The following is a 21,416-nucleotide window of genomic DNA, read 5'->3' as shown; positions in this document are numbered from 1 at the left end:
TAGGATCACTTCTGGAATATTATGACGGGTAGTGAAGAGAAGTCTTAATCTATTAGGACGAAAGCTGAGGAGGTGCCTGCAAGGAAGGGCCTCCAGGTGGGCTACGTCCGTGTGAGCGCTCTCGACCAAAAGGAAGTCCGCCGCCACCTTCCACTTTACTGCCCGACACGGTTGGCTCCATCACAACTCTCCCAGAGGCCTCGCGGTAACGTCTTGCTGCAGGGCGCGGCCTAGGGTAGCGCCCGACAGACAGACGTTGACGCTGCCAAAGTTGTATTTAATGTACCTTTGGGAGCCGAAAGCTGCTATATATGTGACGTCTTTCTCACGCTTCGCGCCAAGTTTTGAGCGGCAACGATTGGAGAGGCGATTTCGGCCTTTCAGAGGTGAGTGCCTTGGATATAGAACAGCGTCTTGCAGTCTACGACCTGACAGAAAAGCAACTTTTAACCGATCGGATCGTTGTGCCCTCCGGCGTAAAGCTTACGCTGTATGCTCCGAGTCACCATGAGCACGCCCGCGAAGGCAACGAGCAGCACGGCTCGGGATACAACCGCTTGTTCCCGAAGAGCATGGAAGACGTGAAACGTTGGGTGGGAGTTTCGGATGAGGTGGGCCGGCTGTCCAAGAATTGCTGCCAAAGTTTGTCCGATGTTGCATTCGTAGATTCGCCCCAGGCCGTGAAGGATCTAAGCCCTAGCCAACGCCAGACGCTGTTCAACATCGCGAGGACCTATGTTTATGGGGATTCAACGACCGTTAGCAGCTATCTTCCCTCAATCAACCATTTGATCGCGAAATTTAATAGATACGGCCTCGCAGGACTGTTTGTAGGCCACGATATCGATGTCCTTCCCAGGGGAATTCTGCAAATCTCAGCGAGTATCAAGGTCTTGTTCGCCGACAAGATTCGCATATGGCGAGGTGGCGCGATCTATCTGGACAGTTCGACCAAAATTGATTGCGCAAGTATCGTAGGCAACTATCACGAAATTCATATCCCCCAAGTAAGCAGCGCTTCGCTGCTGAACTACTTGGGTAAGACCGAAGTAGTAGCGGAGGGCTCCCATGTCTAGCGTCAATATTATGCCTACTCCCGGGTCGCTGGTGGGCGGTGCTGGCCAAAATGGGCGCGACGGCACGGGAGCCGTTGGCGTTGGTTTTAGCGGAAGGAACGCGCAGGACAATACCTGGTCGAGCGATGTGTCCTCCGAGCCTGGGGGACCCGGACCGGCCGGCGGCGATGCATCACCGGGAAATGTGGGTCAGCCGGGGGGTGGCGGTGTGGACCTGGTATTACAAGTCACCGAGTTGCTGGGCGGCCTCAATATCGACTGTTCAGGTGGAACAGGTGGAACGGGTGGCAATGGCGGAAATGGTGGCGTAGGTGGACCGGGCGGTACCGGGGGCAACGGCGATGACGAACTAGCGCCTTCCGACGGTGGCCCAGGGGGGCCGGGAGGCCGGGGTGGCGACGGCGGGGCAGGCGGACCTGGTGGGCCGGGAGGAGACGTAGTCGTTACCTATACGAGCATCACTCTTGGCAGTCCCAGTTCCTATAAGTCCAATGGCGGCCAGGGAGGAGCGGGCGGCGTTGGCGGCGTCGGCGGCATTGGAGGGCCGGGCGGGGGCGGCGGTGACGGCGGCGGGGGAAGCGCCGGCGCGGTGGGAGGAAATGGTCTACCGGGCGCAATCGGACCTTCGGGCACACCCGGGGGTATCACAGTTGCGAAGGCGATGTAGCCCAGGAAGAGAGCGTGGAATCGCAGAACTTGCGTGCCTCTAAATGCGCACTTTACATGACTCGGTAGTTCCAGTACTTGAACGAATGTTAGCGGACGATCGGATCGTTGGTGAACGCAGGACGCAGTTTTGGTGCTTATTCAATCTATTCACCCAAGAGTCCCTGCAGTATCCGGTCGAAGGTACCCCCCCCAGGTTTTCCTCTATCTGCGATGACGGGTCCCCCTGGGAGTATTGCGTTTCCTTAGGCCCAGGCGGTTCGGGAGATGTTCGATATCTAACGGAAGTCGGCTCCCCTTTCAATTCGCTGTCGTCGCGAACGGATCTGAGCCTCATCAGAATTAAACAGGCCCTTCAAGTAGTGGGCCTCCCCCCATCAGCGGAGGCTTTTATCACTTGTCTGCTCAAGTCGTTGCCCGATTCGGCCGAGGTCCTTGATCAGCTCCCAGCCGGCTTTTGGATTTCTGTGGGCTGTGCGGGCGATTCTGCTCCCATCATTCAGGTGTACGCAAATAATGATTGGGGAGAGGAGCTCCAGAAGTGGGTCCGTTTGACATCCGTACTGCGCGAATCGAGGGCGCTCGGTCTGGCCGCCCGTCTTCGCGATCTCGCTCCGCTGCTGGCGCCATTCTTCAGCCCGGCCGGAATTGCAGTTACGTTTAAGGAGCAACCTTTACTGAAGGTGTATTTTCGCCCGAAGCGCGGCGCCGCATGGGAGGCCACTCGGGAGTTAGTGAGTGTAATAGAGCCTGAGTTCCTTGGCCCGATGAGTGTCCTCGAGCAACTCCTATCGCCAGCATTATCCACCCTACCCGACCGCGCTTTGCTGTTTTCAATTGCACAAAGCGCGACGGCTGAGACACTTTCGATCAAGGTAGATATCAATGCTCGCTACCTGTTCCAGTCGAACACGGAAGCTACCGCCGCCATCGAAACCCTGGCGTCGGAGATTGGCGTGAGTCCCCAAAAATATCATGAGGCGTTGGCACTGATAGACCCGGCCGCGCCAGCAAGTCTTAGCCCTTCGCATGACTTCATTGGTATGGGCACAGGACCAAGCGGTCCCCGGTTGAACATTTATCTGAGGGACAATACACGACCTTCTGCGGTTCCGAAGCAGGCAAATAGAGGCACTCGCACTTACGATTCTGCCGCTGCGCTGGAAGGCGCGGTTGGGTACATTCTTAACCAGCAGCATAAAAGCGGTGAGTGGACCGATTTTTCCTTGCCGATCGTCGGGGCCTCAAACGTTTGGGTGACAGCTGTCGTTGGGGACGCGCTGTTCAAGACTTTATGTTCTTCTGAGGCCGAAGCATCTATTCACTCGGCGATCGCGACCGCCATCCCGTGGCTATTATCGAAGACTCGGCACAGTGGCTGGAGCTTTAACGAGAGAGCGCAAACCGATGCCGACTCGACTGCAATGAGCCTTCTCCTGCTTCGCCAACTCGGGATCGATATAACGCCATACCGGGCAACGCTGCGGGCCTATGCAATCGAGAGTGGGGAGTACGGGACCTTTCAAGTCGCAGATTACCCAAATTGCTGGAGCCATGCGCATGCCGACGTATTTCCGACGGTCTTGCGTGCGCTGGGAAGCTATAGTCCGACCGCCTTTGAAAGAGTCCTGAAGCTAAGAGACTCGGCCGGAGCCTGGAGAAGTTACTGGTGGGAAACCGATCTCTACGCTACACTTGCGGCGCTGGATTACTTCGCCGCTTGCTCTCAATATCCGGAGATTCAGCAGACGGAATCTTGGGTCCTTTTACAGACCGGGCAGTCCTTTGGCGCATTTGAGAAGGCCCTTTGCCTGCAGGCGCTTCAGCACTTCAAGAGAAATCGCGACATTATAGAGGCCTCCACTGGTCTGGTTACAGAACTCCTTCAGTCTCAGCTTCCAGATGGCAGCTGGGCAAGAAGCGCGATGCTGAGGGTGCCACAAACCGATTGTGAACAACCATGGATCGATGGGGGCAGTAGTGCTGTGTATGCGGACAGTGGCTTGTTCACTACGGCCACAGTATGCAAGGCGCTTAGCGTGCATGGAAGACTTCAGGGCCTGGATCGTCGGAGCTCCTGAGTTGAGTAATTGCCCCTGCGGTTCTCACGGCACTTCCGCGACGAGTGCGGCGAATGACGGCTGCCGATTACTGTACGACCCGCCCTGAAGGACCTTGTGCAGCCGGCCGAGCGTGGTGTCGCTTGAGATTAGCCTCCAGATCGGCGGCACAAATGGGATTGTTAGGTGCCGAGATTGACACGAGACCTGTATGGGCTACAAAAACAACGGTATATGCTTTTGTCATGCCGGATCATCTATCGCAGGGAGTGCTGGCTCAGGCAAAGGACGTTTAGGACATTGTCACCCATTTTATCGGTAACGTCATAGCCCTAGTCGCCGCAGGCATCTGAGGCTACTTCAATTTTGTTAAGAGCAGAGTGTATTGCCCACGCATGGAATTATCGGTGTCGGGAGAGATCCACACGAAGGGAACCCAAATCCTTCTGGTTCCGCGGATAAATCTTAAAAATATTGGAATGGCAAAAGTAGAGCTCATTCATAGAGGCAGCGGCTACAAGATATGGTTTGCTACCGGTGAGCTTAAGGGTGCAGGACACCTGAAGTGGTTTGGTGGAGATATCACGTGTCAGCTCTTCAGGATCATGCATGCGTTTAACCGCGACGACTCCTAGTGTGGTGAGCGCGTGAGTGCGCTCACCACATATAGAGATGTTGGCTGGCAGGATCGCCCGCAGCGTGACCCCGATTGCTTCGAGCGAGAAAGCTTTGTAGCGTGGTCGCGGAGATTCCGGCCTCGCGGAGTTGGGCCGCCGACCGCGACGAGGGAGCGAAGCCAACAACCGCATATCCTGCACTCTCGGCGCCCTCGCGGATACTTGAAAGAACGGTTGTCTTGCCCGTACCGGCGAGCCCCTGCAGGCCGTGGATGCGGTCGGGAGAGGTGAGCACCTCCTGAATCACGGCCCGCTGCGAAGAGTTGAGGAAGCTCTTGCGGGAGGCCTGGGCAAGTGCTCCATCCTCGTCCATCATCGGTTCTACCAGTTGCTGGCCGCGCATGACATAGGCCACGTTCGCGCGTTCGCTGGCGATGGTCTCTGGCGTAGTAAATTTGGGTCCTGAATCGTACTTGTCACCCTCGATACGGACAAAGTCGCCGCGGTTCCGGCATGCTCAAACCAGCGCTTGGCGAGGGCCGACCGCAGATTTTGGTCTTGGGAGTCAGTGGGAGCGAATCTGGAGGAGAAGCCAATCGAAAAACTCTGGCAAGTCGTAATTTGATTGGTTGCGGGGGCTGGATTTGAACCAGCGACCTTTGGGTTATGAGCGACCGGGCGCTCGCGTAAGTTACAGACTTTGCAGCACTTCTAGCCACCCCGGAGTACGGAAAAGTACGGCCCAGACAGCCTGTTGGGAGTCTATTGGGAGTTTGTGAGAACAGACTTCCAAAAGCGTCTAGAGGCGAATACCGGGCGAATGTGAAAGCGATGAAAATACGAAATTCAGACTCCCTAGACCGCGCTCACCGTTGGGTAAAAAACCCAAGGGGCTGCGCTTCCATGTCGCAAGAGAGCTGGGAGTCTGTCGGGAGTGCATTCTTATCGGGAGTATTTGGGAGTTTGTCGCACCGCGTCCGATCTCTGGCATCCTCGTCGTTGCTAGCTGAATCGCGCCCGTACCACTGTCAACCATTGGTTTATCAGTGCCAAGGGCACTGGCCTACTATCGCCAGCTACAAAGCGGTGCTTCCTCCCGCAATGCCCATATCGCAGGTTATTGAGAGTCTATCTGTAACTTCTTTCGCCTCTTGGGTCTTGACCATCGGATCCAAGGTTGCCTTTTAGCACGAATCGATGTAGCTACGTGTCACAGAATCACTCAGACTGAATGAATCATTTGGCTGACTGCTCTGGCCTGGTGGCATCAGCCGAGCCTGGAAAGGTGCGGCTCACCGGCCTCCGTGAGTCCTTCCGTGGGACGGGCCTGGACAGACCCACGGACAAGTCTGTGCATAATGGCGTCGATATGTGTACGTGCTCCGTCGATATGAGGGAAATCAGTGTTCTCGGGAGTAAAAACAAACGAGAGATCGGTTCCAGCAAGGAGAATCGCATCCAGCTGTTCTCGCTCGATCAAGTTGTGAGCCAAGGCGCGCAACTTTGCGTACTCCTCGGAAGAGGCCCCCTCCTCTTCCACAATCCGCTGGTAGATGCCGCTCACTGCGTCAATCTCGCTTGGTTTGGGCGCGACGACGTCCCTGTCCTTTAGTTTGCCGAACAGAGCGGTTTCCATCGTTACGCGGGCACCGAAGATGGAAAGACGCTGGATCTTTCTGCGATCAACTTCGGCGACGATGGCATCCAGAAGATCGATAAGCGGAAGTGGAGTAATCTCAGCCAGTTCCCGGGCGCATATCTGAGGCGAAAACGCCGGGATGGCTGCGGTGTCTGCTCCGCCGTCGGCAAGTTGGCGGAGCAGTAAGCAAAGGTACGCCGCGAGTTCCTCAGTCTCGCGGGCGGCAGCATGTGCCATAACCTTACGAACATCCGCGTGAACCATGAGAATACTGGGCGATAAGCCCGCAGCGAGGTGAGCTTTGACCAGGGATCGGTAGTAGAAGATCCCTGCACCAACGCCTAAACCAGCTATGAGTCCAAACCTGCAGGCTTTTTGTTGATCTGACATCGGCAGAAATTATAAACTAGAGTTCAGACATTCACGGCACCGCAGAGCAGGTATCCTGACATGGCAAAGCTTCGCCCGTATGTAGTATCGATGAGCGCGTATTCGCCAACGCACGTTTTCGAAGACCACGATGTGGAAACGCGCATTAGCCTGTTGTCACCAGTTGAGAAAGGTCTGAACCGATGACTTCCGCTAATGCGACATATCGGGACTCGTTCGGCGTCGGTGAGGTCGCGGTAGGGACGATCATTACTGATCGCCCCCCGCACAGATCCGCACGAGCGCTCCTTAGCGCATGCGGCTCCTATCTCGGATGAGTGGCGGCGAAGCGGTCAAGGGGCCAAGGATGCATCACGCGAGGTGTAGGAAGCCATTGTGCGGCCAGTTTGAGACGACGCGCCCAGGCGTACCGGTGTCTCTGACTACGGCGCTTCAGCGCTTGCCCCCAGTAGCGGAGCACGCGTTCCCGGAAAAGCCCGAGGCTATCGAGATTTCCGGGCACAGCGTAGTAGTGGAAGTACCCCTGTACAACTGACCTGAGCCACGCGCCGGTCTCAGGCACGGGATCATGCATGCGCATCCTGAGTTGCTGCTTGATCTCTTGCAGCTTCTTTCGCATGCGCTTGCGGATCGTCATGCGCCGCACGGCATAAGACCCGTTCCCATTCTTCCCGCTGATATGCGTGAAGCCAAGGAAGTCGAAGGTCTCCGGCTTGCCTTCTCCTCTTCGTTTCCGGTTCTGTTCGGCATACCGCCCGAATTCGATCCGGCGCGTCTTTTCCGGGTGCAGCTCCAGTCTGAACTTCCCCAGCCGTTCTTCCAAGCTCTTGCGGAAACGGTCTGCGTCCGTACCCCACTGGAAGCCGAGGACGATGTCGTCCGCATAGCGGAGAACGATCACCTCGCCTCGCGCACACTTCTTGCGCCAGACGTCCACCCAGAGATCGAACACATAGTGGAGATAGATGTTGGCAAGGAGCGGTGAGATCACCGACCCCTGCGGAGTACCTGTCTCCGTGTCCGACCATTTCCCGTCCTCCATCACCCCGGCCTTGAGCCATTTCTGGATCAGGCGCAGGATGCGTCGGTCGGCGACGCGATGCTCGACGAACTTGATCATCCACGCTTTGTCGAGGTTATCGAAGAAGCCCTGGATGTCGGCATCAAGTACGTAGTTCACCTTCCTCTTCACGAGCGCATAAAACAACGCATCCAGCGCCTTATGCTGGCTGCGTCCCGGACGAAAACCGTACGAGAAGCCGAGGAAGTCCTCCTCATAAATCTGGTTGAGGATGGTGACCACTGCGTGCTGGACGATCTTGTCCTCCACTGCCGCGATCCCGAGCGGACGTTTCCGTCCGTCGCCTTTCTCGATGTAAACCCTTCTCGATGGAAGCGCCCGATACGCGCCGCGATGCACCCGGCTGTGCAGATCGGCAAGCCGACCCTCCAGCCCAGCTTCATACTCCTGCCACGTCATCCCATCCACGCCGGGTGCAGCCTTGCGCTTCAGAGAACCGAAGCTGTCCCTTAGCAGATCGACTGTGACGTGGTGAAGCAGAGTGGTGAACTTCCTCTCCTTGTGTTCCCTTGCTGCTTTCCGCACACCCGCCAGCCCCTGTGACACGCGTGCCCCGCTCTGTGTCGGGCGCGTGCTGGACTGATGGATGTTCTCCTTGATCAGCGGCCTTCCCTCCTCACTCTCCGCCATCGACTGCTCGATTTTGTTCGAATGATTCATAGGTAATACGCCGCTGTCCGACTCCTCGGGGACGTTCATGCGGGCCTTACGGCCTGAGCCTTTACCCGCCGTCCTGCTACTGTTGCCAGCAGGAGCCTCCGAGGTCTCCCGGTTCTCGTGCATGAAGCTTCCAGGCGTGTCTGGGGTCTACGACTACGCAGGATCGGTCAGGAACTCGCGATATCGCTCCCTCCCGTGTTGCCTTCCGCCAATGCAAAAGCGTCAGCGTCCTGATTGCATCTTTTCGAAGCTCAATACCCAGCCCACCTGTACCCCTGTTTACGCTTCGCCGAGCACCTCGCGGTGCGCAACGCAAAACTCGGGGCCGAGCGGTTCGCTACTCCTTTCTCGTAGGACTCTTGCATTCCCTGCTTCATGCCGGTTTATCCCGGCGCACTGCATTGGCGGTTTGGCATAAATTCAGAAGCATTCGGGGCACTATGGCCGAGCAATTTGGGCAAGAGCATTGCTTAACCTCTATTCAAACAAAGCATTTGACTGCAGGCGCCGCCAAGGGGATCTCAGAGCTATCTTAATTGCAATAGAGTTCACCGCTACAATAAGCAAATGCTGGACAGACATCTCCTGGCTCTCTTCCTCGCAGCTGCGACGCTGCTCGCTATCACTCCCGGCCCCGGCATACTCTATGTCCTCGCGCGCACTCTCTCCGGAGGCAAGCGAGAGGGCGTGCTTTCGGCCCTTGGCACCCTCGTCGGAGGATCGATCCACGTTCTCGCGGCCGGTTTCGGCCTTTCCGCCGTGTTGGCTGCATCCGCCACGGCATTCTCCCTGGTAAAGTATGCCGGAGCCATTTACCTCGTCTGGTTGGGATTCCGTATGATTCGCGCCCGCAACGTGCCGGACGAACTCTCTGAGACCGGCACGTTGAATCATGGATTCCGACAAGGTATTGTGACCGAGGTTCTAAACCCAAAGACGGCGCTCTTTTTCCTCTCCTTCCTTCCCCAGTTTGTTAACCCGGCTCTTGGACATGTCGTGGTGCAGTTTGTGCTACTAGGCGCCATGTCTGTCTCGTTGAACACGACTGCCGACCTCCTCGTCGTCGCCTTCGCTGCCCCGCTCGGCGCACGCCTCCGATCCAGTACCCGTTTCCGCCGCAATCAGCGAGTAGCCTCCGGCGTCGGCATGATCGGGCTCGGTGCTTTTTTAGCCTTCGGCGAAAAATAGCCCGACTCCATGCTGATTCCGCCTGCGGGCCGCATCTGAGAACCTCCTGGGTCTGAATAGACGTATCATCAGCAATGCGCTCGTAGAAGACGAACGGTCCTCAAATGTCGGCTAGCCTCTAGTGATCCGTACCCGTTCGGGACTTCAGATGTTGCCTCCAGGCCAATGCACTCATCGAACTGGGTTTTTTCGTCGCCCTCCCGCAACATAGGTCGTGAGAAACGCCTCCCACGCCAGTTTGCCCGTTCTGCCTCGACTAACTAGCGTACGATTGTTGACGTTTGGTGTAGGTACCCCTACACGACCATTGGACACCTCAGCCAGCGAAGGAAAGGAATGGAAACTACAAGGTCCTCGATTAGCGTATTGGTAAAAGCTTCCTTAGTAGCAGAGGCGCGTGTAAATGCCTTGCTTAGGAGCGCTCGCACTTTAGGGTATCTGCACGAGCTGCGTTATGCCCCGAACGATCTCGGTGGCCTGGGCGCGTGTGACTGGCTGGTTCGTATGAACAGCCTCGTTTCGGATGCGAAGCCAGCCCATGATGTTCGGCGTGCTGACGTTATTCAGCAGCCCTTCCGCTTGTGCCTTCTCTACCATCTCTCACAGCTGCATTGGCCTCGAATAGGATGCTGAGGTCTGCGTCTTGTATCGCTCTCGCAGCGTGGCCTCCAGGAGCGTGACGGCGGCGATCAGGGAAGCGCGGTAATCTCGGCCTGAAACAAGCGCGTTGGCTCGTCCGTCAACGTCGGTGCGTAGAGTTGTTCAGCTTGCGCGAGCCAATCGCGCAGTGCTGCGAGAAAATTCTCGGGCTCGCTGGAAGAGATGTCCGGCGCTTTAGAACCACCTTCAGCGTCAAGCCGGTGGATGGCGATACGTTCTTCTCGGAATCCATGCATCAAGAGTGCATCACATCCGTCATCGCACCCACGCGCTCACCACTCCCCGCTCGTAGCAAACTGACCAACCCTGTAGCGAGTGACATTTTTTTTTAATCCCTGCGGTCGGTACATGGCCAGTCACAGCAGTGATTTGTGCAGTAGGGACCACGATCGGAAGAGCCGCTTAAAAGTTTGGAGGGGTTGCATTTCGCCTGATGCGACCTTGAAATGGTTTCATCGGCCGCCGCAGGTAAGGTTGCTTCCAAGCCGTTTATTAATGTTGGCTAACGATCTCAATCGCCTAAAATCGTATGATGCGACCCTCGAAACTGCTTTATGGTGGCTTCTGTCCGGCTTATCTAGTGATCTGCGCGGCTGTGGTACAAGCGCAGGAGGGCCGAATCTCCGGTGTGGTTACAGACCAACAGGGGCGCGTGGTGCCTAGGGCTTCTGTATACCTAACGCAAGAGAGCACCAATCTGTCCCGCGACGTACTCACCAATGGCAGCGGCGAGTACACGGCAACCTTCCTGCCTATCGGATCGTATGACGCGAAGGTCAGCGCAGCCGGATTCGCCAACAGCCAGCAATTGCATATCGCGGTTCAAACAGGACAGCAGATACGGGTAAACTTCACGCTTAGAGTGGGTCAGGCTACCGAGACAGTGAACGTCTCGGGGAATGCGGAATTGGTACAGACGCAGTCGGCTGCGGTAAGTACCGTCATCGATCGCGCTTTCGCGAATAATCTCCCACTTAACGGACGCAGCTTCGATACTCTCTTTCTACTCACGCCCGGTGTTACGCCATCGCCGACGAACAACCAAGGGAGCTATGCCGTCAACGGTCAGCGCACTGAAGGCAATCAGTATTACATCGACGGCGTCAGCGCGAACATCTCCGCCAGCAACACCGCAGCAAATCGCTCCGGAGGGATCTTCGGGCTGGGCGGCACGAGTTCAACAGGCGGTACGAACGCTCTTCTTTCCACCGACGCCCTACAAGAGTTCCAAGTGCAAACAGCCACCTATGCTCCAGAGTATGGCCGAACACCCGGCGGCGAGTTCGAGATTACGTCTCGCAGCGGCACCAACCGCTTTCATGGAACGGCCTACGACTATCTTCGTAATAACGCGCTGGACGCGAACAACTGGATTAACAACAACCTCGGTATCGCGCGTCAGCCGGAACGACAGAACGACTTCGGCGGCGTGCTGGGTGGTCCTCTCTGGCGCAACCATTCCTTTTTCTTCTTTTCTTACGAGGGTCTTCGTTTGGTGCAACCGGAGACTACGGTCACGTCCACACCCTCGGTCGCGACGCGCGCACAAGCGGTCCGCAGCATCCAGCCACTGCTCTCTCTCTTTCCCTTGCCGAACGGACCCGAACTGAGCACCACGGGTGTACCACTTTCCTCTTGCGGCGCGGCTCCGAACTGCGTTGCATCGGGCTTCGCGCAGTTGAACAGCGTCAGTTCCAACCCGAGCAAAATCGATACCTCCGCCCTTCGGGTTGACCACCAGTTCGGCGATAAGCTCCGCATCTTTGTGCGTTACGATTACGCGCCCAACAGTGGCACCAATCCCAACGGACTATCGCCGCAAGCGCGTCAATATAAGCTCGATAGCCTTACAGCTGGAGCAACGTACCTTGTCCGGTCAAATATCACCAACGACCTGCGATACAACTACAGCAGGAGCGCTGCCACGACGCTCGAATTGCTGCCCACCGGCGTCAGCGTGCCTGACAGTCAGTTCGGCAGCTTCCTGCCGGGCCGCACGACAGCAAACGGTTATGTCCAGACGATCCTCTCCTTCAACAATCAGTTTACCTACGTCGTCTGGGGAACAAACTCGGCAAACGAGCAAACGCAATGGAACGCAGTCGATAAGTTGACGTGGTCCGCAGGCAAGCACCAGTTCGGGTTTGGTGTGGATTACCGCAGTCTGACAAGCAACGAGATCGGCACCCCCGGTTTGGAAGGTTTCACTATCACCAGCCTCAACGACCTCACTTCCGGCACTCTCTCCTCAACGGAATTGCTTGCTAGTGCGGGGAATGTCTTCCGATTTCCGGCACTTGGTCTCTATGCCGAAGACACATGGCGAGCATTCCCAGCGTTGGTGTTGACCTATGGAGCGCGCTGGGATTATGCGGGTGCCCCGGACTTCATCTCGGGGCCCAGCCCTTTTGCCGTCACCGGCTTTTCTAGCCCCGCCACGATCGCACTCGCACCCGCAGGCACACCACTCTACTCATCGCAGAAAATGAACGTGTCTCCGCGAGTCGGTCTCGCTTACACAACACGCCCTGATTCGAGAGCTGCCACGGTTTTGCGGCTCGGCTTTGGCAGCTTCTATGACGTTCAGGGTTCGGCGCAAAACACCCTCTCGCTGGGGAACCGCAGTGCTACGACGACAGCCGGACTGAAGTTTCCCCTCACCGCTGCTGAGGCTGTTTTTCCCAACCCCGCTGCGCCCATTGCACCCTACACCAATCAGACCATCGTCGATCCCGGTCTGCTGTCGCCGCGCACCTATCAGTGGTCGGCTGCTGTGGAACAGCAGCTTGGCATCGAGCAGTCTCTCACCGCAACCTACGTTGGGTCTGAAGGAAGGCAGCTGCTGCGCACCCTCCTAATTCCCAACCTTAGCCCGACCTTTCAGGGCGTCACGCAGGTGCTCAACAATCAAAGCAGCTCTAATTACCAGGCTTTGCAGGTGAAGTACAACCGGCGCCTAAGTCATGGACTGCAGGTGCTGTCGTCTTATACTTGGGCGCATTCACTCGACAACGCCTCAAGCTATCTTTACAGCACCGGGCCCGTATCGAATTACAATCCGTTTCTGGATCGAGGTCCATCGGACTTCGATGTACGCAATACATTCTCTCTGGGGGGGCACTATGAAGTTCCTACGCTGCCCAATTCCTCGGCGGTCGTCCGTACCATTGCGGAAGGATGGTCCCTCGACCCGCTGGTGTACCTACAAAGCGCGCCGCCGGTGGATGCTTCTGTGATCGTGACGGTACAGGGCCAACGCACAACGCTCCGGCCGGATCGCGTTCCCGGCCAATCTCTCACGATCCGTGCTCCAGGCGTGCCGCGAGGCTTTGAGTTGAACGCGGCGGCCCTGTCCAACTTCGCCGCGGCTTATGACTCCACTACGCCGCTCAGCGCGGTCCGCCAGGGTACGCTCGGCCGAAATACCTTTCGCGGTTACAACCTGATTGAGCCGGACCTGTCTGTTGCGCGCCGCTTTCCGATCCATGAGAATCTCCATCTTCTGTTCCGGGCCGATTCGTTCAATCTCGCCAACCATCCCAACTTTGCCCAGCCTAACTCGCAGCTCAACGCGCCGTTCTTCGGCACATCAACATCTACCGTGATCGGCAACGCGACCAACACCTTCGGCAACCTGATCCCCCTCTACCACGCAGGGGGTCCACGGTCCTTGCAGGTCGCCTTGAAGCTGGAGTTCTGATGGAGCGTAGCGCAATCGTGAGCTCTCTGCTGCTGCTTGCGCTCTGTGCCTGCAAGTTACCGACTACCCCGGCCGTGGAACACGGGCTTCCGCAGAACCCGTACCGGGTCGTCTCAGTGGCGCCGCAAACTTTCGAAGATATCGTCGCACTCGGCATTGCTCCGGTAGGCGCTTACCGGGTCTACACCGACCAGGCGCTGATGTCCGCGGATACCTGGCAGTCGATCCATCCGCTGACCGCCCCCCCGAACGTGGAGCAGGTGCTCTCGCTCAGGCCGGATGTGATCTTTACGGTAGGACCGAATGCGGCTGAGTCTTTGAGTCGGATCGCGCCGACGATCAACATCAAAGATTTCACAAACTTCTCCGATTGGCGCACGCGTCACCGTGAAGTTGCCAGGCTGCTTCATCGCGAACCCCAAGCCGAGGCAGGGATCGCCGATACGGATCGCAAAATAGACCAGGTGCGCGCAGATTTCGCGAGACATCCTTTCCGCGTTCTCATGGGCCACGTGTCGGCCAACACCCGATCCATGGTCATCTTCCCCGACAATCAGAACACAGCGAAACTGATGAAGGCTATCGGCCTTCGATATGGAAAGCTGCACAACCAGAATCTCTCCGACTCGCACGGGACCACCGTCTCATGGGAGCGGGTCGATGACCTGGATTGCGATGCCTTCTTTGTGACACCCGCTCCGTATGAGAACTTAGCGGAACGCGATAAAGTGGCGCAGCAACTGGCCTTGCTGGCGGCCCAGCCATTGTGGAACCGGCTGTCGTTCGTCAAGGCTGGCCACGTCTTCTACATGGATAGCTACTGGCAGATGATTACGCCCATCACGGCTGATCGAGTTATGGAGGACCTGGAGCGCGATCTGCTTGGACGCGATCTCGATTCCCAGTGGCATATACGTCTTCCCCTAAGTAGCAGCTCTGGCTCGTAATCACGGCCTTATTACGCGAAGAGGGACACATGTTGGCTTACCATTCTCCGTGTCAAGCCGCAGCTCTACTTCTACGTCAAAGACCTGCGCGATTCGCTCGACAGTCATGATCTCCGCTGGGCTGCCCTCAACCACGATCACTCCATCTCGCATCAACACGAGGTGATCGGCCAATCTCGCTGCGTGGTTTAGATCGTGCAGCACAATCACGATAGTTTTCCCTTGTTGACGATTCAATTGCTCCAACAGCTCTAGCACATCGAGTTGATGAGCCATATCAAGATACGTCGTGGGCTCATCCAATAAGAGGATAGAGGTCTGTTGTGCCAGAACCATACCTATCCAAGCACGCTGGCGTTCGCCGCCGGAGAGCGATTCGGCTGTGCGCTCGGCTAATGCGAGCACGCCGGCGAGTCTCATAGCATCGAGTACAAGCGACCCGTCTTCAGCCGAGGCGGTCTGCCACCAGTGTTGGAAGGGGTAGCGTCCTAACGCAACCAGTTCCCGCACCAACATACCCTCCGGTGCCGCTGCTCCCTGCGGAAGCATCCCAAGACGTTGTGCCATTTCAATCGAGGTCAGCTGCTGAACATCGGTTCCATCCAGCAGCACAGCCCCATTTGCAGGTCTTATCAATCGTGCGAGTGCGCGCAGCAGCGTCGATTTGCCGCATCCATTCGGGCCAGCGATAACGACGATCTTGCCATCAGGAATGGAAATTGAAAGCGATTTCAATGCGGCGGGCCGGCTTGGAAAGCCCACGGACAAGTCCGCCGCGACAAGTCGCTTCGAAACAGTTGGCTTCTTAATCATGCGATTCGCCGTCTTCGTATCAGAAAATACAGCAGGTAGGGCGCACCCAGGATAATCGTAATGAGACCGTACGGAATCTCAAGCGGGGCGACAATGCTCCGACCCAGCAAATCGGCACCTAGTACCAATGCGCCGCCAAGCATGCCTGATTGCAGCAGCGAACTAACGCTCATGGTGCCGTGCCACCTTCGCATAATATTCGGCACGAGCAATCCTATAAAGGCAACAGGACCAGCAACGGCGACCGCCGTGCCTACTAGTGCGGCGCTAGTTAGCAGTAGCCATCCTCGTTCGCGCGCGGCGTGGGCACCTAGGCTCCGCGCGCGCTCTTCGCCCATAGTGTGGACGCGCAGCGTACGGGCGGACAGAAGCACGACAGGCATCAGCAGAGGAAGGATCACAAGGATCGGCCAAGCCCGCCCCCAGCCCACATCGGCCAGGCTGCCGGTTGTCCAGCGCATTACCTCATTGAGCTGAAACATTTGCCCATAATTCACTACGGCCAAAGTGCCTGCTGAGAAGACCACGCTCACCATCACGCCGCTCAGCACCAACCGCATGGAGTTGTAATCGAGCGCTTCCCGACGCCGAAACCCGCGCGCCAAGCTCATTACAGCTACGCCAGTCCCCAGGGCGCCCAGAAAAGCTGCCAGCGGTAGCAGAGTCTGCGATATGTGCAGCACGGTCAGCGAAAATAGCGCCATAAAAGAAGCACCTGCACTAATGCCGAGCACGCTGGGTTCGGCGAGGGGATTCTGGAGCAGCGATTGAGTTACGCTACCCGCCAAAGCCATAGCGGCGCCCACCGAAAGCGCCGCAAGCAGGCGGGGCAAACGAAGCACAAGAATTACATACGTTGCAAGCGGGTCGGCGTTCTGAGTGTGCAAGGCGGCTGAGGTCAGGTCGCGGAGATGAACAGGATAGTAGCCCACTAAAGCAGCAGCCACCGCGAGCAGGAGCACAAGTCCGCCCAAGCCGACGAACTTGAGAAGCTGCTTTTCATGTTGATACAGGTGGTTCAGCGGTCGGTCCCTCACGTTGCGTACACCCTTCTGCGCTGTAGGAGAAACAGCAGCAGGGGTGCGCCGAAACAAGCAGTTACCAAGCCCACCGGAACTTCGTCATAGGAAACCCAGAGACGTGTGCGTGCCAGGAAATCACAGAGCAGCAGGAATGACGAACCAGCGATCGCTGATCCTGGAAGTACCTTGCGATAATCAAGCCCGACAACGCTCCTCACGATGTGCGCCACAAGCAGCCCAACAAACCCTATCGGTCCAGTTGACGCCACCGCCGCAGCCGTCAATAGAAGGATCGCCAGCGTTCCCCACGCTCGCGTGCGCGTCATATCAACACCGAGTGCCTGGGCGACATCCTCTCCTAAGCGTAGAGCGTTAAGTCTGCCGGCGAGTGTGAGGCTGAGTGCCAGGCCAGCAAGAATCAAAGGCAGAACCATCAGCACGTTTGGCCAGTCAGAGCCGTTCAACGATCCTACCAGCCAATACATAATGTTAGTGACATCGTGACCTGTGGACAGCAGAAGAGTCGTCGTGAGCGATGCCGTCAAGCCGGCGACGACTGCCCCGAGAATGACCAGTGAAGAAAGACCTCCGGCAGAGAGTAGAGTGCTCATGCTGTAAACCATCAGCAGCGCTGTTGCTGATCCAACGAAAGCGATCGGGCAGCGCCACGCAAGGGAGGTGCCATGAAAGCAAGTGGACGTGATCACCAACGCCAGCGAGGCGCCTCCGTTGATGCCGAGTACGGCCGGATCCGCCAGCGGATTCCGCGTGAGCCCCTGGATCACAGCGCCTCCAACCCCCAGAGCCGCACCCACCAGCAAGCCTTGCAGAACACGAGGAAACCGCAGATAGATCACCACTACATCGTTCGCTGAACCATTGAAGTGAAAGATTCCGTGAATAAGCCCATCTAAGCCAATCGGCCTTGCCCCCACAGACAAACAAAGCAAAATGAGGAGGACAAAGCCGATCAGTGTCAAAACTAGGCGAGTATAGCTACTCACTGTGTCCTCCTTTGAAGTTTCCGTCAGAAGCAAATGAATCATGCTAAGGGCGGGTCGAGGCGGGAACCCACCGATACAGAGTAGGGACGGGAACTCCGAGATTGCCGGCCACCTCGCGAGGCGGAACACCGCTGGCGAGCAGTTTCTTGGCAAAACTTAATCCTTCTTTCGGTCATCTGGCGTTTGCGTCCGCACTTACGTCCGAGCTGTCGAGCAACTTCGAGACCGGCGCGGGTACGTTCAACGGTGACTTCCCGTTCCATCTCGGCAAGATTGGCAATCACGTGGAAGAAGAAGCGTCCCTGGGGTGTTCCAGTCTCGAGTGCGTCGGCGAGGCTTTTGAACTGCACGCCCAGATGGTGAATTTCGCCAACCAGGTTCACGAGATGCTTGAAGCTACGGCCTAACCGACCGAGCTTCCAGACGACCACGGTGTCGCCCTCCCGTAAAACTTCCTGCGCTTGGGTCAGGCCGGGCTGTTCGGCACGACTGTCACTGAGCTTATCGGAGAAGATCTTCCTGCCCCCAGCTCTGGTGAGCGCTTCGGTTTGGAGTTCGAGGTTCTGATCCTGGGTGGACACCCGAGCGGAGCCGATTAGCATGGAAAGGCTTCTCCTGTGTTCTCGGAACCGAGCATAGCGAATACCCTTTGAGAACTGTTTGCGAGAACGAAAAAAACTCAGGTCCGGTGATGTACCAATCAAGCGAACCGTCGTTTTCATATTATCCGTTTGCAAGAGCAGCATCATGCCCCGTCTTTCGATCTTTTCTCCCGCCGAACGCGAGACTTTATTGGCTCTGCCAGACTTCGGCTTCGCGCTTTTCACGACTCCTCACCACAAGCACGCTGTCCAGGAGCCGACACGGACCGCAATGCAGACCGACAAAGGCGTTGTGCTTGTGAGCAGCCTGATCGAGAAAGTGCGGCAACACGTGATTCTTCTTTCCTAATTTTACGTAATCGAACGTGTCCGCGAGGCAATTAGAGCCGCCGCGTTCACGCAGGTCTCAACAAGGGGAAGCCCAAAACGCGCTCGCCAGAGCCATCTCCCTCTGCCGCTTTCGGAGAGATCAGACCGCAGCTTCGAGCAGCAGCGATACCGGGCAAGCGGCCTGGCTCTCGGCACAGCCATGATCCCGCTCTGGAATACCGTCTACATGGAGAGGGCGGTCCAAGCCTCACCCGAAAAGGACTAATCCTCGCTCCTGCGCTGTTGAGGTGCCTTTCCTCGCTCGCTTGGGAGCACATCGACCTCATCGGAGACCCAATGGAAACGATTCAGGCTCAAACAAGGCAGATTTAGGCCTCTCCGGTCTCCAAACCCTCGCTAACATGCTCTGTTGTGCGTTTTTTGGAGACCTCCTAGCGGACGGCGAGTTCCGACGAGCGAAACTTCCCATTGATTATGCGATACGCAAGAGTGCATGCGTGATAATGTATATCGCAGAGGTTCTTGATGATGGTTCAGCAGAAGCGCAGCGTGGCATGGGATGTCAGAGAAGGAAGTTCCGCTGACATCGCATCGGGCCTCCAAACCGAGCATGCCCAGGTACTTGCCTTCGTCGTCGCGGGTGAAGACGACGTAACCAGACAGAAGAAGTTTGCAATGCTTAAACAGGTAGCGGTCTTGATGGACGATCTCATTGACGTGCGGCGAACTGAAAAGTGGAACGCGGTAGTAGAGGCGTTGACGCCGGAACTCGAACTTTCCCCGACAAAGCTCCGAGAAGCCAAAATGATGAGCGCAGCCCGCTCGATGGTTCTTGAGAGCGGCGACTTCGCGCCAGCGACGGCTATCGCAGAATTAGGCTCATTCAGCGTCAAGAATCCGAGTTCCCAGCCGAATCGTTGGAAACAGGGGCGACTGATCTTCGCCATTACCAATAAGGGCATCGACCTCTATCCGTTGTACGCCCTAAGCACACGGGACGCAGTCCGACCGTTACCTGTTATCGCGGAAATACTGCATGTCCTTGAAGCGAGGAGTGGATGGGAGATCGCGTTTTGGTTTGCCGGCGTGAACAGCTATCTGGGTGGGCACGCGCCGAAAGAGATTGTTGGGAGCCAACCAGAGGCTGTTCTAAGGGCTGCGATGACCGAGGCGACTGGTCTGCAGCATGGCTAAGGGTGCTCAGCCTCCTTCCACAGGAACGCTTCGGACGACACTGATCCAATGGGGCGAAGGTCAGACGCTCCACCGGGTTCATTCGTCGCTCTATCAACCAGACCAGTTCAATCCCTCCAATACGGGCGACGCCCGCTTCAGTCCTCTATTGGATAACAGCGGCACTTTGGTCCCTACGCTCTATGCAGGAACCACTCTGGACTGCGCTCTGATGGAGACTGTCTTCCATGATGTTCCATTCCATGCCGGATTCAAGACTCTGTCGAAGGTTTCCCACGTTGATGGCCAGGTGTCTTCGGCTATCCGTTCTCCCCGGCACCTCCGTTTGATAGACCTCACTTCGATTGCTTTGAAGAAACTTGGCGTGCGTCGGTGCGATCTAATCGATACCGAGGCTGCCGAGTATCCGATCACCAGGAAGTGGGCAGCTCGTTTCTACGGTGACCACTCAAACGCGGATGGATTGCTTTGGACATCACGCCAGGACGATCGGGCTCAGGCGGTTGTTCTATTCGAGCCGCGCCTCAAGGGATTGTCCTTCATCCCGGTCAGCGGACCTGAATCACTCCTGTTAGCAGACGGCAGTGCCCGGCCGGAGGTCTTGAATTTGGCGGATCGTCTGGACGTTGTGCTGGTGTGAAAGCAGTTCGCAGCCCCTTCAATCCAGAAAGAATTGAAGAGGCTTGCCGTAGATTTGGGCAAGCTGTAAAAATTCCATTACGTCCACCCGACGATCGCCAATTTCACACTTCGAGAGAAAGGAGTGCGGCATTCCCATGCGCTCACACACGTCACGCTGACTCAATCCCAATTCTTCTCTCGCTATAATGAGCCGCTGTAGGAAAATGTCGTATGTTTCTTGATGGGCAGCCGTCCTGGCCTTCCGTGATTTGCGGGTTTCGGCAGGATTCGGCTTGCTCACCCTTCAAGTCTGTGGAAGCCTTGACGATTTCCCTAATAAGGGACAAAGTGGTAGTTGCCGGAGGGGTGAAAGCGGTATGAGTTCAGATAGAGATCCTGTCGAGTGTCCTCAAGTCATTGGCAAGACGATCCAGGCACTAAGGATCTTTCGCGACCCCACGGAGGGCACCGAAATCCAGATCGATTTCGAGGATGGCACGAGCCTCTCGTGCTGTGTTGTCGGCCGCCAGACAACCGAGGCAAGTCTGATGATTCTTGGTGGCGCTGGAGAGCCAGAAGTGCTCCATCGTTTGCCCTTGGATTAACTTCGGATAGTCCTCCGCAACGATGACTGTATAACCCCACGGAATAATGCTCATCCTCCAAGGAATTGGACGGGCGGTTTGAAACGGAATTAACTTTGCGCCATAGCTGACGAACGCCAAGTCAGCGGAGGTGCAAAGTGAACGAATCCCACCGTCGAGTCCGATTGGCCAAGAGTTCCAATCGGTTGTCTTGCCAGACCGCCGTCCGGCAGGTCCAACCCTCTTTCAAGTCACGCCTCGCCCAGGCCACTCGCGTGATGGCTCCGACCCTCTTTGCGCTCACATTCGCGAGCGTAGCTCATGCTCAGGGAACGATGGACTTCTCAGGTGCTCAGACGCTCATGGGAACGTTCAAAACTTTTGCGATTTATGCGGGTGCCGTCATCTGTTTCGGCGGTTTGATCTTCGCTGGAATCCGGATGTTGAGTGGACGTTTCCAAGATGCAATTCCAGGCTTATTCGGTGCGCTATTCGGTGCAGGCGTACTCGGATGGGGTGCTGGCTGGATTGGTTCACTGACCGGCCAATCGATGTGACGTAG

21 protein-coding genes and 1 pseudogene are annotated in these 21,416 nt (G+C 56.8%); 12 read left to right on the top strand and 10 right to left on the bottom strand.

Translation table 11 applies throughout. The features are described 5' to 3' along the window. Positions 1-395: 395 nt before the first annotated feature. From ACPOL_RS21505 to ACPOL_RS21495, 3 genes are all read left to right on the top strand, one after another. Positions 396-1,076, top strand: coding sequence for a hypothetical protein (locus ACPOL_RS21505; protein ID WP_114208876.1), 681 nt, complete (start codon positions 396-398; stop codon positions 1,074-1,076). Beyond that, positions 1,069-1,743, top strand: coding sequence for a hypothetical protein (locus tag ACPOL_RS33680; RefSeq protein ID WP_161557497.1), 675 nt, complete (start codon positions 1,069-1,071; stop codon positions 1,741-1,743). The genes ACPOL_RS21505 and ACPOL_RS33680 overlap by 8 nt, the downstream gene beginning before the upstream one ends. A 550-nt stretch (positions 1,744-2,293) precedes the next feature. Beyond that, positions 2,294-3,823: a prenyltransferase/squalene oxidase repeat-containing protein gene (locus ACPOL_RS21495; protein ID WP_150133089.1), complete on the top strand. Its 1,530-nt coding sequence runs from the start codon at positions 2,294-2,296 to the stop codon at positions 3,821-3,823. Between the two features lie 636 nt (positions 3,824-4,459). Here the strand turns inward: ACPOL_RS21495 and ACPOL_RS21485 are convergent. From ACPOL_RS21485 to ltrA, 3 genes are all read right to left on the bottom strand, one after another. After that, positions 4,460-4,834 carry an AAA family ATPase gene (locus ACPOL_RS21485; protein WP_236656933.1) on the bottom strand — a complete coding sequence of 125 codons (375 nt, stop codon included), beginning with the start codon at positions 4,832-4,834 and terminating at the stop codon, positions 4,460-4,462. 852 nt (positions 4,835-5,686) lie between these two features. Then, entirely contained in the window at positions 5,687-6,448 is a 762-nt protein-coding gene (locus ACPOL_RS21480) for an aspartate/glutamate racemase family protein (protein ID WP_114208872.1), read from the bottom strand. Between the two features lie 304 nt (positions 6,449-6,752). Beyond that, entirely contained in the window at positions 6,753-8,312 is a 1,560-nt protein-coding gene (ltrA, locus tag ACPOL_RS21475; RefSeq protein WP_236656923.1) for a group II intron reverse transcriptase/maturase, read from the bottom strand. A 444-nt stretch (positions 8,313-8,756) separates the two neighbouring features. Between ltrA and ACPOL_RS21470 the strand changes: the two genes are divergently transcribed. Further along, on the top strand, positions 8,757-9,377 hold the full coding sequence (locus tag ACPOL_RS21470) for a LysE family translocator (RefSeq protein ID WP_114208871.1): 621 nt from the start codon (positions 8,757-8,759) through the stop codon (positions 9,375-9,377). 429 nt (positions 9,378-9,806) lie between these two features. On the opposite strand, the gene ACPOL_RS33675 is transcribed toward ACPOL_RS21470, so the two are convergent. After that, the gene (locus tag ACPOL_RS33675; protein ID WP_161557496.1) at positions 9,807-9,974 is read right to left on the bottom strand and encodes a hypothetical protein; all 168 of its coding nucleotides are present in this window, start codon (positions 9,972-9,974) and stop codon (positions 9,807-9,809) included. Between the two features lie 92 nt (positions 9,975-10,066). Then, positions 10,067-10,273, bottom strand: coding sequence for a hypothetical protein (locus ACPOL_RS21465; protein ID WP_114208870.1), 207 nt, complete (start codon positions 10,271-10,273; stop codon positions 10,067-10,069). Positions 10,274-10,566: 293 nt separating this feature from the next. Here ACPOL_RS21465 and ACPOL_RS21460 point away from each other — a divergent pair, with 293 nt between their 5' ends. Both ACPOL_RS21460 and ACPOL_RS21455 read left to right on the top strand, forming a co-directional pair. Continuing rightward, entirely contained in the window at positions 10,567-13,737 is a 3,171-nt protein-coding gene (locus tag ACPOL_RS21460) for a TonB-dependent receptor (RefSeq protein WP_114208869.1), read from the top strand. Then, a complete protein-coding gene (locus tag ACPOL_RS21455; RefSeq protein ID WP_114208868.1) occupies positions 13,737-14,684 on the top strand; it encodes an ABC transporter substrate-binding protein in 948 nt (315 codons plus the stop codon). Before ACPOL_RS21460 ends, ACPOL_RS21455 begins: the two co-directional genes overlap by 1 nt. On the opposite strand, the gene ACPOL_RS21450 is transcribed toward ACPOL_RS21455, so the two are convergent. Genes ACPOL_RS21450 through ACPOL_RS35885 form a run of 4 tightly spaced genes read right to left on the bottom strand, consistent with a single transcriptional unit; the run spans position 14,685 to position 18,125 of the window. Continuing rightward, positions 14,685-15,497 carry an ABC transporter ATP-binding protein gene (locus ACPOL_RS21450; RefSeq protein WP_114208867.1) on the bottom strand — a complete coding sequence of 271 codons (813 nt, stop codon included), beginning with the start codon at positions 15,495-15,497 and terminating at the stop codon, positions 14,685-14,687. Then, positions 15,494-16,534, bottom strand: a complete 1,041-nt coding sequence (locus ACPOL_RS21445) for a FecCD family ABC transporter permease (protein ID WP_161557495.1) — start codon at positions 16,532-16,534, stop codon at positions 15,494-15,496. The genes ACPOL_RS21450 and ACPOL_RS21445 overlap by 4 nt, the downstream gene beginning before the upstream one ends. Continuing rightward, on the bottom strand, positions 16,531-17,523 hold the full coding sequence (locus tag ACPOL_RS21440; RefSeq protein WP_161557494.1) for a FecCD family ABC transporter permease: 993 nt from the start codon (positions 17,521-17,523) through the stop codon (positions 16,531-16,533). Before ACPOL_RS21440 ends, ACPOL_RS21445 begins: the two co-directional genes overlap by 4 nt. Before the next feature lie 38 nt (positions 17,524-17,561). Beyond that, on the bottom strand, positions 17,562-18,125 hold the full coding sequence (locus ACPOL_RS35885) for a recombinase family protein (RefSeq protein WP_479686121.1): 564 nt from the start codon (positions 18,123-18,125) through the stop codon (positions 17,562-17,564). A gap of 145 nt (positions 18,126-18,270) precedes the next feature. Between ACPOL_RS35885 and ACPOL_RS21430 the strand changes: the two genes are divergently transcribed. The 4 genes and pseudogenes from ACPOL_RS21430 (at position 18,271) to ACPOL_RS21415 (ending at position 20,289) form a co-directional block, all read left to right on the top strand. Beyond that, positions 18,271-18,474, top strand: a complete 204-nt coding sequence (locus tag ACPOL_RS21430) for a DUF4158 domain-containing protein (RefSeq protein ID WP_114208864.1) — start codon at positions 18,271-18,273, stop codon at positions 18,472-18,474. 38 nt (positions 18,475-18,512) lie between these two features. Further along, positions 18,513-18,855: pseudogene (locus tag ACPOL_RS34960) on the top strand (Tn3 family transposase); the annotation flags it as partial. A gap of 125 nt (positions 18,856-18,980) precedes the next feature. Beyond that, positions 18,981-19,649: a hypothetical protein gene (locus ACPOL_RS21420; RefSeq protein WP_114208863.1), complete on the top strand. Its 669-nt coding sequence runs from the start codon at positions 18,981-18,983 to the stop codon at positions 19,647-19,649. Beyond that, positions 19,642-20,289: an RES family NAD+ phosphorylase gene (locus ACPOL_RS21415; RefSeq protein WP_114208862.1), complete on the top strand. Its 648-nt coding sequence runs from the start codon at positions 19,642-19,644 to the stop codon at positions 20,287-20,289. The genes ACPOL_RS21420 and ACPOL_RS21415 overlap by 8 nt, the downstream gene beginning before the upstream one ends. 18 nt (positions 20,290-20,307) lie before the next feature. Here ACPOL_RS21415 and ACPOL_RS36465 read toward each other — a convergent pair whose 3' ends face one another. Beyond that, a complete protein-coding gene (locus tag ACPOL_RS36465) occupies positions 20,308-20,571 on the bottom strand; it encodes a helix-turn-helix domain-containing protein (protein WP_201758922.1) in 264 nt (87 codons plus the stop codon). Positions 20,572-20,647: 76 nt separating this feature from the next. On the opposite strand from ACPOL_RS36465, the gene ACPOL_RS33220 reads away from it, so the two are divergent. Together ACPOL_RS33220 and ACPOL_RS21400 are read left to right on the top strand one after the other, a co-directional pair. Further along, the gene (locus ACPOL_RS33220) at positions 20,648-20,875 is read left to right on the top strand and encodes a hypothetical protein (RefSeq protein ID WP_150133088.1); all 228 of its coding nucleotides are present in this window, start codon (positions 20,648-20,650) and stop codon (positions 20,873-20,875) included. A 257-nt stretch (positions 20,876-21,132) separates the two neighbouring features. Continuing rightward, a complete protein-coding gene (locus tag ACPOL_RS21400; RefSeq protein ID WP_236657553.1) occupies positions 21,133-21,411 on the top strand; it encodes a hypothetical protein in 279 nt (92 codons plus the stop codon). The last annotated feature ends 5 nt before the right edge of the window (positions 21,412-21,416 follow it).

This window comes from Acidisarcina polymorpha (assembly GCF_003330725.1).
GTDB lineage: Bacteria > Acidobacteriota > Terriglobia > Terriglobales > Acidobacteriaceae > Acidisarcina > Acidisarcina polymorpha.
This window is presented reverse-complemented; position numbering and strand designations above follow the sequence as displayed.